The following is a 13,735-nucleotide window of genomic DNA, read 5'->3' as shown; positions in this document are numbered from 1 at the left end:
CGCAATTCGAAAAGAACCCGAGTCTATCACTAGCTAAACTCTAGTGACTTTACATCTGTTCGTATAATGAACCGTGTTTAATGCATTTTTTAATCTTTACGTGGATTTTCCCGAATCCGTTATTATTTTCGGTGTTGGGTATTTACCCTAATACCTAATACCCAACACCCGAAGTTACCTAAAATAGCTTAAATCCGGAGTATGATAATATATGCCCCAGAATCCCATTCGGGTTGTCAATGCCAGACAGAACAACCTGAAAAATATAAATGTCACTGTTCCCGTGGGCGCGGTCACGGTCGTCACCGGCGTGGCCGGCGCAGGCAAATCCTCTCTGGCCTTTGAGGTGCTTTATGCCGAGGGATACCGCCGGTACGTGGAAACCTTTTCCCCTTATGCCCGGCAGTTTCTGGAACGTCTGGACCGGCCGGATGCCGACCGGATTGACGGCGTACTCCCCGGCATTGCCATCGGCCGCACCTCGCCGATTCAGACCTCGCGCTCGACCGTGGGAACGATTACCTCGATAGATGACTACCTGAGATCCCTTTTCGCCCGGGCGGCCACACTGTATTGCGAGGGCTGCGGCAAGCCCGTCCGGCGGGACACCCCGTCCAGCATTTTCGAGGATATTTTGGCTGCGGCGGAAGGCGAAGCCGCCCTTATCGGATTTACAAGGGATTTCGGGGATGCGAGCGCCGAAGCCATCCGGGACACCTTACGGCAGGCCGGCTTTTCCCGGGTGCTTGAAGAGGGCCGGGCTGTACGGCTGGAAACGGCCGGCCTGGATGCCGGCGGCGTCGTGACCGTAATTTTAGACCGGGTACGCATTGCCCCGGATCGAAGAAGCCGGCTGATTGACTCTGTCGAATCCGCCCTCCGGTTCGGCGGCGGCCGGATGGAGGTGCGCATCGACGGCCGGGAAACGCCGCTTTATTTCAGCCAAACCCTTCACTGCGCGGCCTGCGATATCGCCTATGCCGACCCCGTGCCGGCGCTTTTTTCCTTCAACAATCCCATCGGCGCCTGTGATACCTGCAACGGGTTCGGCCGGATCATCGACATCGACCCGGACCTGGTTATTCCGGACGCCTCGCTTAGCGTTGAAGAGGGCTGCATCCGGCCGTTTCAGACCCCGACCTTTTCCGCATGCCAGGAAGACTTGATGGATTTCATGCGCCGCCGCAAACTGCCAGCAAACATGCCCTGGCGGGATCTTTCCGGGAAGGTCAAAGACCTGGTCTGGAACGGGGACCCCAAGGGCGCATGGTACGGCATCCGGGACTTTTTTGACTGGCTCCAGCGCAAGCGGTATAAAAAACACGCCCGGATTTTTCACTCCCGGTTCCGGCAGTACCTCACCTGCCCGGCCTGCCACGGTGCCCGGCTAAAACCTGTGGCCCTGCAGTTTCGCATCGCCGACCAGACCTTTGCCGACATCCAGCAGATGCAGATCTCCAATGCGGCGGATTTTTTCCGGAGCTTTACCCCGGAATCCCCGGACCGGGCCACAGATATGCTGTTAGATGAAATCCGCAGCCGGCTGCGCTTCCTGCGGGATGTGGGCCTGGACTACCTGACACTCGGCCGCCAGTCCCGGACACTCTCCGGCGGCGAGACCCAGCGGGTCACTTTGGCCACCGCCCTGGGGACCTCACTTACCAACACCCTCTATATTCTGGATGAGCCGTCCGTGGGCCTGCACCCCCGCGACAAGACACGCCTGGCCCGGGTACTGTCTAAGCTGGCAGCGGACGGCAATGCTGTGGTGGTAATTGAACATGATCCGGCTTTTATTCAAACGGCGGACCGGATTATCGACCTGGGGCCCGGCCCGGGGCTTGACGGCGGCCGCATTGTCCACCAGGGGACCCTCGCCGGCCTTATCAAGCGCCGGCAATCCCAAACCGCCAAATATCTCAAGGGGGATTTAAAAATTCCCCGGCCTGAGAACCGGCGGCAGACAACGCAAAATAAGCTCCGGATAATGGGAGCGGCTGAAAACAACCTGAAAGATTTAAACGTGGACATTCCCCTGGGCATGCTGGTCTGCATCACCGGGGTGAGCGGATCCGGAAAATCCACCTTGATTGATCAGGTTTTGTATCGAAATCTGCGCCGGCAGAAGGGGCTTGAGGTCATGGAGCCGGGCCGATGCCGGGAAATCCTGGGTGACCAGCAGATCGCCGAGACGGTTTTTGTCGACCAGGCCCCGCTCTCCAGAAACGCGCGGATGAACGCCGCTACCTACATGAGCGTGCTTGATCCCCTGCGATCGGTATTTGCTGCTACAGAACAGGCAAAGACCATGGGCTTTACGCGATCGGCATTTTCCTTTAACACCGCGGCCGGCGCCTGCCCCCATTGCCAGGGCGCGGGATTTGAACGGGTGGAGCTGCAGTTTCTGCCGGATGTCTACGTGAAGTGCCCGGGCTGTGACGGCCGGCGGTTTTCCCCCGAGGTGTTAAATATCCGGCATAACGGGTATTCCATTGCCGATGTGCTGGCCATGCCCGCCCGGGATGTGGCGGCGCTTTTTGCCGACAATGCGAAAATCACTGATGCCCTGCAGCCCATGATCGATATCGGTTTGGGCTATTTGACCCTTTCCCAGTCCGCGCCCACGCTCTCCGGCGGCGAGGCCCAGCGCCTGAAACTCGCCCGGCACCTCGCCCGGGCCCGGCAGTCCGAAAACCTCCTCTTTTTGATGGATGAGCCCACCACCGGACTTCATCCGGCCAATGTATCCGAACTGGTGGCCGCCCTTCAGAAACTGGTTGCAGCCGGCCACTCCGTGGTAGTGATCGAGCATGACATGGACCTTGCGGAATCCGCGGACTGGATTATCGACATGGGTCCGGGAGGCGGGGAAAAGGGCGGCCGCATCATTGGCCAGGGGCCGCCTGAAACAATCGCCGAAATGGAGACACTCACCGGAAAGGCCCTGCGGCAGGTTTCCGAACGCTATTTCGATCCCTCAATGAATAAAAAACCGGCGGCCGCCAAAACCGACAAAAGCATCCGCATCTCCGGCGCCCGGGAGCACAACCTGGACAATGTGTCGGTTGACATCCCAAGAAATCAATTGGTGGCAATTACCGGGGTGAGCGGGTCCGGCAAATCCACCCTGGCGTTCGACGTCCTTTATTCCGAGGGAAGGGAGCGCTTTTTGGACTGCCTGCCCGCCTATGCCCGGCAATACATGCAGCCGCTGGCCCGCGCGGACGTGGACCGGATCGATTCGCTGCCCCCGACCGTGGCCCTTGAGCAGAAAGTCTCGCGGGCCGGCGCCATGTCAACGGCGGGGACCATGTCTGAAGCCTATCACTATCTGCGGCTGCTGTTTGCCGCCCTTGGCACCCCCTTCTGCCCGGAATGCGGCGTGCCCGGAAAGGCGGCCAATACCCAGGAAATCACCGGCCAGGTGATGGCGCATTTCCGCGGCCGGCAGGTTTGGGTCCTGGCCCCGCTTATCCGCAAACGTAAAGGCTATCACGAAGACGTCATCAAGCGGGCGGCCAAAAACGGATATTCAAAAGTCCGGATTGACGGAGAAATATATGAATCCGCGCATCCGCCCAAGCTTGACCGGTACCGGATCCACGACATTGAAGCCGTGGTAGCCAACCGCTCGATAGACAAAAAGCATGAAGCAGATATCCGGGCAGACATCCAAAAAGGCCTGGAAACCGGGGCCGGCACAATTATCGTCACCCCCAAAGGATCCGGTGCGGATCATTTCTACTCAACCCGCCGGGCTTGCCCGGAATGCGGGGCCGGGCTGCCGGTCACCGATCCGCGGCTTTTTACATGGAGCCAGAAATTCGGCGCCTGCCCGGTCTGCGAGGGGAGCGGACGAACTGTAAATGACGAAGAAAACGGCGACGCAGAGCCCCGCCCCTGCCCGGCCTGCGGTGGTACCCGCTTAAGGCCCGAGGCCCTGGCAATCAAAATCGGCGATTTTCATATTGGTAATGCGGCCGCACTTCCGGTTTCCGAGATCCTGGACTGGCTTTCCGGTTTAAACACCGGGGCAAATGACATCACCCGTCAAATTATTCCGGAACTGATGACCCGGCTCTCCCTGCTCAATTCCCTGGGGGTGGGCTATCTATCCCTGGACCGGGCCACCAACACCTTGTCCACCGGCGAGGCCCAGCGCGTGCGAATCGCCGCAGAGCTCTCCTCCAACCTGCGCGGGGTCTGCTACGTGCTGGACGAGCCCACTGTGGGGCTTCACCCCCACAATGCCCTGGCCCTGGTAAAGGCGCTTTGCGATCTGCGCGACCGCCAGAATACCGTGGTGGTGGTCGAACATGAAGAGCCCGTGATCCGGGCCGCGGACCACGTGATTGACCTGGGGCCGGGCGCCGGAACTTACGGCGGCCGGATCGTCAACACCGGCACCCCTAAAATGCTTGAAAAAACAAAGGACTCCGTCACCGGCCAATGGCTCAAGGGTACCGACAAAATGACGCCGGCCCACCGGCGGCCCCTTGAAGACGCCGGCCATCTCACCGTAGCCGGGGTGGACTGCCATAATTTAAAAGACCTTACCGTTAAATTTCCCCTGGGCCGGCTGGTCTGCGTCACCGGCGTCAGCGGGTCGGGCAAGTCCACCCTGGTCCGGGACATTACTTACCGGGCGATCAGGGCCAAACTGGCCGGGAAAAAACTGCCGCCCTTGCTTTCCAATCTTTCCGGCGCAGAATTAATCAAAAGCGTCAAGGAGGTTGATGAATCACCCATCGGCCGAACGCCCCGCTCGGTGCCGGCCACCTACGTGGGTATCATGGACGCCATCCGGCAAGTTTTTTCAAGAACCCCGGAAGCCCGGGCCCGGGGCTACACCGCCGGCCGTTTTTCCTTCAACGTCTCCGGCGGCCGATGCGAGGCCTGCAAGGGCCAGGGCCGGCACCGGGTGGAGATGCCGCTTCTGCCGGTCATTCACATTCCCTGCGATGTGTGCGGGGGAAAACGCTTCAACCCGGACACCCTGGCGGTGACCTTCAAAGGCCGCTCCATCGCGGATGTGCTCGCATTGACCATGGATGAAGCGCTGGATCTTTTTTCCGCATTTCCGGACATGGCGCGGCCCTTGAGATTTTTATCAGACATCGGCCTTGGCTACATCCAGCTCGGCCAGCCCAGCCCGACGCTCTCCGGCGGCGAGGCCCAGCGCATCAAACTCGCCTCGGAACTTACCGCCCGCCAAAGCGCCGGCGGCTTCTACATCCTTGATGAGCCCACCACCGGGCTTCATATGGCGGACGTGGCCAAGCTCCTCTCTGTTCTGCAGCGGCTGGTGGACCGCGGAGACACCGTGGTGGTGATCGAGCATGACATGGACGTGATCGCCGCGGCCGACTGCATCATCGACCTCGGCCCGGAAGGCGGAAAAAACGGCGGCCAGGTGGTAGCCTGGGGGCCGCCGGAAACCGTGGCGGAAGCTGAAAACTCGCTTACCGCCCGATACCTCAGGCCGTATTTAGAGCGCCATCGAGTCGTTACAAGTAAGAAGGGGGCAAAAGAGGCAAAATAACATTTTTGACTTTTTAGGTATATATGCGGCAAAAGATATAATGCGCCATATTGGCGGGATCATCGTCAAGGATCAGTATCTTCTTTATGGCATGGGCTCTGCGGAATAGGAGGATTTATATGAAGCAGAGGGGGCTGCCAGCAAGTCGATCCCCCTTCAAGCAGATATTTTCTGAATATGAACAGGCAGCTTACTAATTATGATTTCAGTTAAATCAAGCTTTTTACGGGCATTGTCAATATCGATGCCAGTCAAATTGCCATCTTCATCATAATCCAAAACAATCCCTTCTGAGACAGCTTTACTTTCAACGCTCGTTTTTGATGATAAATCAATATATAAAGAATCCGTCTCTTCATAATAATTTAAATTCATGGCTTAAACCCCCTATCCGGAAAGGCATTATGAATTGTTTTTTTATCTGCCAGGGTCACAACCCGCAAATACTTATCCCCAAGCTCGTCAATCTTTCCCCAAAAACGAAACCGATTGTGCTCTTGAGGCTCCTCGATGATTGGATTCTCAATAACCCTTACACACCACTCCTTTTTCAAGTAAGGCCTTTTTCTGAGCACTTCATCCTGGAAATATTTCGTAAATTGATATGTCTCCATGCTTTTAAATTATCATAAAACCTGAATTAATACAAAAACAAGCGCAACAAATATTGATTTTGTCAGGCGGCGATATAAATTTTAAGCATTGGCCTCGAAATCACAAAGGAATACAGGCCTGTTTTTACAGACCCAAATTGAGCTGGCAAGACGGCTGCACAGTTGTTATTTTAGTATATCGGAAATTTTGATCTTTAGAAGTAATCCCCCCCGGGCCGTGCGCCCGGGGCCGAACCTAAAAGGAGCTTAAGGATATAAATTTGCCGTAAATTCAATTCCTGCTGGTTCGTGCTCGTACTCATGCTCGTAATCGGCTTTTAATTTTTTCGAGTACGATTACGGGAACGAGAACCGTCCCGCTTACGCGGGACTGAGTACGATTAAGATCCATATAAAGGGGAAAAATCATGCCAAATAACGCCGAAACCGTGAAGGGCGCAGAAAGCCCCGGCCGGCCGGAAAACCCGGAATTTGCCGAAATAGACCGCATTTTTGAGGCCCAGAAAAACGCCTTCCAAAAAGCGCCAATCACACCGGCAGAGCAGCGAATTGCCCATCTGAAGCGGCTTAAAGCCGCGCTGATCGAGCGGCAGGCGGAATTCGTTCAGGCCGTTCATGCGGATTTTGACGGCCGGGCTGCGGATGAGACGCTTTTGGCCGAATTTTTCCCGTCCGTGGAAGGCCTCCGGTATGCCGCAAAACGGGTGAAACGCTGGATGAAGCCTGCCCGCCGCCGCGTCAATCCCGCCTTCATGCCCGGCCGGGCCCGCATCCAATACCAGCCATTAGGGGTGGTGGGCATTATTGTACCATGGAATTATCCGATTTATCTGGCAGCAGGGCCCTTAACCTATGCCCTGGCCGCGGGCAACCGGGTGATGATTAAAATGAGCGAATTCACACCCAACACCTCGGCGCTTTTTCAGCAGATGATCGCCCGGACATTCAGGGAAGACCACGTTTCGGTGATCACCGGAGAAGCGGACGCGGCGGCGACATTTTCCGCCAAGCCCTGGGATCATCTCCTGTTTACCGGCTCCACCGCCATCGGCAGACATGTCATGCGAGCCGCAGCCGACAACCTGACTCCGGTCACTCTGGAGCTGGGCGGCAAATCCCCGGCCATCATCGGCCCCACAACGCCCGGCATGGACGCGGCCGAACGCATCGCCTTCGGCAAGCTCCTAAATGCCGGTCAAACCTGCATCGCCCCGGATTACGTGCTCTGCCCCGGACAGCGCATAGAGGCATTTGTGGCGGATCTTAAGACCTGTACCGCCAAAATGTTTCCCGCCATGAAAACCAATCCCCAGTTTACCGCCATTGTCAATGATCGCCAGTATCAGCGGATTCAGGGGCTGCTGGAAGATGCCCGGGAAAAGGGGGCGCAGATCACCGCAATCAACCCCGCGGCTGAGGATTTCACGGGTACGCGCAAAATGCCGTTTTATGTACTCCAAGGGGTGACGCAGGAAATGCGCGTGATGAAAGAAGAAATCTTCGGACCGCTGCTTCCGGTTCTGCCCTATGATACGCTGGGTGAGGCGATCGCCTATGTAAATGCCCATCCCCACCCGCTGGCGCTCTATTACTTCGGCTATGACCGCCGGCGAATTGAGCATGTGCTGACCAATACCCATTCCGGCGGCGCGGTGGTAAACGACACCTTATTCCACGTCGCCCAGGACGATCTGCCTTTCGGCGGCGTGGGCGATTCCGGGATGGGCCGCTACCACGGCCGGGAAGGCTTCGTCAGTTTTTCAAATGCCCGCGGAGTATTATACAAGCCGCGGTTCAACAGCACCCGGCTGATCTATCCGCCCTACGGCCGGTGGATTCATCGGTTCATCTATAAACTGCTCATCCGGTGACAGCAAAGAAGCAGAGACCGTAACGGAAATGCTTTGCGCGCCTGGCAGATTGGCGAACGGATTAAGCCTCGGAATTATATGGACCGAATCTTTTCAACGATCGCCTCGCCCATGGCCCGGGTGCCGACCGGCGGCGCGGGGTTGTCCCTTCCCTTAAGGTCCGCGGTGACCTTTTCACCTTCTTTTAAAACCGCCGCAACCGCCTGCTCCAGCTTTTTGGCCGCATCCATCTCCCCGATGTGCTCAAGCATCAAAACCGTTGAGAGCAGAAGCCCGGTGGGGTTGACCATATCCTTTCCCGCAATATCCGGGGCGCTGCCATGGACCGCTTCAAACACGGCATATTCCTCGCCCATATTCGCGCCCGGGGCAACACCCAGCCCGCCCACAATGCCGGCGGCCAGGTCTGAGACAATGTCGCCGTATAGGTTGGGCAGCACCAATACATCGTATTTTTCCGGATACTGCACCAGCTGCATGCACATGTTGTCCACCAGCTTGTGCTCATAGGCGATTTCCGGATATTTTTGGCTCACCGATTCAACCGTTTTCATAAACAAGCCGTCAGAATATTTCATGATATTGGCCTTGTCCACGCCGGTCACCTTTTTCCGGCCGTATTGCCGGGCATATTCAAAGGCGAATTTACCGATCCGCTCGGAGGCCCTGACCGATATCGGCTTGATACTCAGGCCCGTGTCACAGTCCAGCTCCAGGCCCTTCTGCTCCTGCAGAAATTTTAAAAACGGGGTGTCCAGGCCGCAGGACTCCATGAACTCGATGCCCGCATACAGATCTTCGGTGTTTTCCCGGACAATGACGATGTTGATGTTCTGGGGATTCGTGATGCGGGTGTGGACGCCTTCGTAAAACTTGCAGGGTCTGACATTGGCGAAGAGGTCCAGCTGCTGACGAAGCTGAACATTGACGCTTCTGAAGCCCTTTCCGATGGGGGTCTCCACCGGCCCTTTGAGCGCCACCTTGTTTTTCCGGATGGAGTCAATCACCCGCTTCGGAAGCGGCGTATTTTCCTTTGCGATCACTGCGGCGCCCGCCTCCTGCAGATCCCATTCAATATCCACCCCCAGTGCAAAGATGCAGGATTTCGCCACCTCGGAGATTTCCGGTCCCACGCCGTCACCGGGTATCAGGGTTATTACCTTGCTGCTGCCCATAAAGCCTCCCTATCTGCTGACCCGCTATAGAAGTTTTTAAGTAAACGGGTATTAGGTATTAGGTATTGGGTATCAGGCTCGATCTTCCCCTGAAAGGGCCGCAAGGGGAACTCTTCAGACGCCATCATAAAATTTAATATGGCCGCAAAATGCCGGGATGTCAAATAATTGCAATATCGCCGCGCCCCGCTCAAAATTCAACGGCCAGCTGCGCGGTGATCACATCGGCCGCGTCATCGTTTTCATACTCGTCATGGAAATATTCCAGGGCCAGGTTTGTTGCTTCAAAGATATCGCAGCCGATAGTTCCCATCATGCGGGTTTTTGGCAGAAAATCGCCGGCCTTGTCTGTTCCCTGATATGCCAGCCCGGCATTGGCAGGCTTTCCCGCAATCTCGGCGTCATTTCATAACTATACCACCCCATCGCTTTTCTTATTTGCCAGATCCACCGCCTTCATCAGAATCCCTATGATCAATCCGTTCTTTCAACTCGCAGGCGAATTCACCGCTCCGCGATTTGCACTTTTCCGGCTTATAGCCCTGGACGCGGTATTCCTCAAAGTTCTGCAGCCAGGACTCCCCGGCCCGCGGGCATTCCTGAATAAAAACCATAAAATCCGTCAGGCTGTCCAGTGTGGCCTCGCTCAGGGTATGCTCCATTTTGCAGGCTTCCTCGTCCGCCGTATCATCCCTGATTTTCAAAATATTCGTCAAGAATTTAATTTGTGGTATAGCGCTTTGTCCAGAAAATTTTCCCCGCTTTAAAACAAAAAAAGCCACGAAAGCCCTTCCTTCTTTTGGAAGGTCATGCCTTCGTGGCTTTTATTCGAAATATGGACGGATTTCCCTTAGATCACGGGAAACCCGATTTTGTTTTTTGCAGGATGTTTATTTAAATCCTGCCAATGACGGATTCTTCCGCCGATTTAACGTCTATTTTTATCGAACTTCCTTTTTTGCTGTCAAGCGTTTTTGGAATTATACGGATGATATCGCACTGTCCCGCATTCTATTTCAACCCCCCGATAAAACAGCCGCTGCTGCTGCTGCCGCCGTCATCGTCGGCTTCCTCCCCATCATCATCTCCGGTCCCATCATCATCTCCGGACCCGTCATCATTTGTCCCGCTTCCGGTAAACGCCACCTTAAGCGGGTTCAACTCTGTGGAAAGGCTCTCATCAATGGTATCATCAGCCGGATTCAGAATATCCACCCGGGGATTTTCCTGGCTCTGGACACATATCCAGGCCATCCCGTTTTCATCCGTATAAGCGCCGGATTCCATGCCGGCGATGCTGATATTTTCAAAACCGGGCACCGGGCCGATGCCGCATCCGGTATCGCAGCCCGGATCAAAGGTGTATAGCGTATTGTCTCCCCATCCGGCATACCCGATAAAATAGCCCTTGGTTTCAGATACCACCACCATGCCGGTTACCGCCCCGTAAACGCTGAAATCATCTCTCAGAACCACGTCTGTTTCATAGGTGTCCGGGTCAATGCGGACGATGCCGCCCATGGGGGCGCCTTCTGTCTGATCATAATCGCCCATGCCCTGGACGTAGATCCTGTCGGTGACATCCAGATACTGAATGGCGCCCAGATTGGTAATCTCCGGGATTTCAATCCCCTTCATCTCACAGCCGCAATCCAGGACATCGATCTCTTCGTCCGTTTTTGTGTCGAAAACAGCCACATACGGGGTGTTGTATTCCACGTCGGAGAAGCCGGCGGAATAATCCACCCGCTGCAGGGTGATAAACAAGCGGTCCCCGACCACCATGCCGGAGTGCATTTCCGGGACGCCATCGGTATCTGCATATGCGCTCAAATCCAGCTCTCCGGTTTTAAACGCATCTTCCGTCTCTGCCGATGGATTCACGATCCAGGCCGTATCCGAGCCGTAGCGTAAAAGATAGGCTTTTTCGGAATTCACAAATACGATATCATGGGGGTTGCTGTTCTCATCACGGCCTTCCGTGGAATACTGCCAGATCACTTCCGTCGGCGCATTCACATGATACTTGCTTATGTTGTGGGCACCGCTCCTTTCAAGCCGGTAAAAATATTCCCCAAAAGCCGTCACCGTGATATCCGAGCCGGTCGGGGCCAGGTTGGTCTGAATATCCCGGGGTCCGCCCAGGGGCTCCACGGATGCAAGGGCATGCGCCCCGCTTTCATAGTCGGGGGACACGGTGGCTATCACCGCCTTCTGCCCCGCATGGCCTGCTGCGCAAAGCCCGCAGATCAAAAAAATGGTTAATAAAATGTTGATGCCTGTTTTTGTTTGAATGTTTGACATAAATTCTCCTTTCAATCGGTTTATAATGAATATTTAATGCTTGCAAAAAAAGAGCGCCCGGGCAGCGGATAGCCGTTAAACTCCTCATAACGGTCATCACCGATATTTTTGGCTTCAAGGCTGATACGCCAGGAATCCATGAGGTAGCTCAAGCCGCAGTTGACCTCGGTCTTCGTGGGCGCTTCCAGCAGATTGGCCGAGTCGTAATACATGTCCGATTCATTGATGTATTCGGTGTAGAGTTTTAGCTGCCGCCAGTTGTATTCGATCCGTCCCAGCCAGGAATGCCTGAACTTACCGGGCAGCTGATTGCCGTCAAAGGATGCGATCCGGCTTTTGTTTTCCGCGTCCTGAAAGGTGTACTGGCCGATCAGGCGGAAATTCCCGAAGACTTCCGCACTGATGCGGGTTTCAATGCCGTTGATGGATGCCTCTGAAATATTGTCCGCCTTGCCGATACCGCGGGCGTTATAGGTGCGCGTAATCATGTCATCCACCTGACTGTAGAAATAGACCGCTTTTGCGGACAGACGGTTCAGCCGGCCCTCCGACCACTGGCGAAAATACTGAAGGCCGATGTCGAAATTGACCCCCGATTCTGCCTCCAGCTCCGGGTTGCCAAGGAATATGCCCCGGTCCCCGAAGAGTTCAAAAAAGGAGGGCTCACGAAAATATTTGGCCAGATTGGATTTTACGGTGACCTGATCGCTTGCCTGAAATTTGACCCCGATCTGCGGCATGAAGTGATCGTTGGTTCGGGCGTCATCCACCGGATCGATCCCCAGGGCATCCCCGTCTGCTGAAAAATCATCCGAAATATGCGTATACCGGACAGCCGGGGTGATGCTCAGCCGGTCATTGGCAAAAAACACCGTATCCTGGATGCCCGCGGAAAAGCTGCGGCGGTCGCTGTCGTTGGTCTTTTCGCCGTTTAACTCGTTTTCTGCCTCATAGGTTTCATTCAGGGCTTCTAAAGTCAGACGAAGGGAGTGCCGGTCACTCAGCCATTCGGCAAAAAAGCGCCCGCTTAAACGATCCGTATCGTAGCGGTTTTTCTGCCGGCCCAGCCCGATATGGTTGTCGGCGTCGTCATATAACTCCTCCTTGACCAGGTAGTCCACCTGGGTGCTGGTGTTTAAATGAAGCGGGGTGATATCGTTTAAGGTCAATTTAAGCGTGCTGATGTTCCGCTCCGTGTCCAGTTCGGTTTCTGTCCGCGGGCTGTTGTTCCAGGAGGGGATGCCCTGGTCTTTGGAAAACCACTTGTTCATAATGTCCAGCCGGGCATTTTTCGTGAAATCATATCCGAGTCGGGTAAGAACGTTGGCCTGGTCAAACTGGGCATTGTTTCGATCCTCTGTCCGGTCATCCGCCGGGTTTTGCGGCGTGCCGTTGTCATTTTCGATCTCAAAATCATTATCCGAATCCATGTAATCCGCGGAAATCAGGTAATCCCATCTGCCGGGCTTGTGATTGATAAATGCGGAAAGTTTCCGGGTGTTAAAAGAGCCGTAGCCGGCGATCGCGTTGGCATTGAATCCCTTTTTCGAACGCCGGGTCTGGATGTTGACCACCCCGCCGATGGAGGCCTTGCCGAAGTTTATCGGACTGGTGCCCTGGTAGATTTCAACCGAATCCACATCCGCCAGGGCAATGTTGCTTAAATCCACCCCGCCGCCCGAGGCGTCGTTTAAAAGCACCCCGTCCATGAAGACCATGACCTGGTCACTTGAGGCCCCGCGCATGGAAACCGTGGAAAAGCTGCCCAAACCGCCGGACTGACGGACCTGAATGCCCGCCTGGCTTTCAATTACCTCGGAGAGGTTCTCCATTTTGCCTTCAAACTCATCCCGGGTGATCGTGGAAAAAAAAGACGGCGTGTTCACTTGATCCACATCCCCGGTCTGATAATCCGACTGCTGCCCGCGGGCGGTGACAACTACCGGATCCAGGGTAAAATTCGTCTGTTTTTCTTCCGCAAAACCGGAATCAAACAAAAACAATAGGATACCTGAAATTAAAATAATACATCCAGCTAAGTGCGCTTGCTTTCTCATATGCGTGCCTGTCGTTTTCGATTCTCCATAAAAAAAATGGCCATAATCCGGATGCCGTCAGCCATGGAGGCTGTCTTCGGCTGAAGATTTAGGGTTTGGTCTTTTAGCCAACGGAACCCGGAAAATGACCAAGTGGGTGGCAGCTGTATTCTTTTAAATGCGCCTTAAAATA

The 13,735-nt window shown here is 55.2% G+C and carries 9 protein-coding genes; 2 read left to right on the top strand and 7 right to left on the bottom strand.

From position 1 onward, the window contains the following. Window positions 1-211 precede the first annotated feature (211 nt). Window positions 212-5,542, top strand: a complete 5,331-nt coding sequence (uvrA, locus tag U5L07_17050; GenBank protein MDZ7833455.1) for an excinuclease ABC subunit UvrA — start codon at window positions 212-214, stop codon at window positions 5,540-5,542. A 156-nt stretch (window positions 5,543-5,698) separates the two neighbouring features. Here the strand turns inward: uvrA and U5L07_17045 are convergent, their stop codons facing one another. Then, window positions 5,699-5,917 (bottom strand): DUF2283 domain-containing protein, encoded by a 219-nt coding sequence (locus U5L07_17045; GenBank protein ID MDZ7833454.1) that lies wholly within the window; start codon window positions 5,915-5,917, stop codon window positions 5,699-5,701. Beyond that, window positions 5,914-6,156: a hypothetical protein gene (locus U5L07_17040; GenBank protein MDZ7833453.1), complete on the bottom strand. Its 243-nt coding sequence runs from the start codon at window positions 6,154-6,156 to the stop codon at window positions 5,914-5,916. Before U5L07_17040 ends, U5L07_17045 begins: the two co-directional genes overlap by 4 nt. Before the next feature lie 407 nt (window positions 6,157-6,563). On the opposite strand from U5L07_17040, the gene U5L07_17035 reads away from it, so the two are divergent. Continuing rightward, the gene (locus tag U5L07_17035; protein ID MDZ7833452.1) at window positions 6,564-8,027 is read left to right on the top strand and encodes a coniferyl aldehyde dehydrogenase; all 1,464 of its coding nucleotides are present in this window, start codon (window positions 6,564-6,566) and stop codon (window positions 8,025-8,027) included. 74 nt (window positions 8,028-8,101) lie between these two features. Here U5L07_17035 and U5L07_17030 read toward each other — a convergent pair whose 3' ends face one another. From U5L07_17030 to U5L07_17010, 5 genes are all read right to left on the bottom strand, one after another. After that, window positions 8,102-9,202, bottom strand: coding sequence for an isocitrate/isopropylmalate dehydrogenase family protein (locus U5L07_17030; protein ID MDZ7833451.1), 1,101 nt, complete (start codon window positions 9,200-9,202; stop codon window positions 8,102-8,104). Between the two features lie 190 nt (window positions 9,203-9,392). After that, entirely contained in the window at window positions 9,393-9,518 is a 126-nt protein-coding gene (locus U5L07_17025) for a hypothetical protein (GenBank protein ID MDZ7833450.1), read from the bottom strand. A gap of 118 nt (window positions 9,519-9,636) precedes the next feature. Continuing rightward, entirely contained in the window at window positions 9,637-9,984 is a 348-nt protein-coding gene (locus U5L07_17020; GenBank protein MDZ7833449.1) for an iron dependent repressor, metal binding and dimerization domain protein, read from the bottom strand. 229 nt (window positions 9,985-10,213) lie between these two features. Beyond that, complete coding sequence (locus U5L07_17015; protein MDZ7833448.1) at window positions 10,214-11,506, bottom strand: hypothetical protein; 1,293 nt, start codon at window positions 11,504-11,506, stop codon at window positions 10,214-10,216. A gap of 20 nt (window positions 11,507-11,526) precedes the next feature. Continuing rightward, window positions 11,527-13,509, bottom strand: coding sequence for a TonB-dependent receptor (locus U5L07_17010; protein MDZ7833447.1), 1,983 nt, complete (start codon window positions 13,507-13,509; stop codon window positions 11,527-11,529). Window positions 13,510-13,735: the final 226 nt, after the last annotated feature.

The sequence above is a fragment of the Desulfobacterales bacterium genome (genome assembly GCA_034520365.1).
In the GTDB taxonomy this organism is placed as follows: domain Bacteria; phylum Desulfobacterota; class Desulfobacteria; order Desulfobacterales; family Desulfosalsimonadaceae; genus M55B175.
Note: the sequence above shows the minus strand (reverse complement) of the source record. Positions and strands in the feature narration are given on the sequence as shown.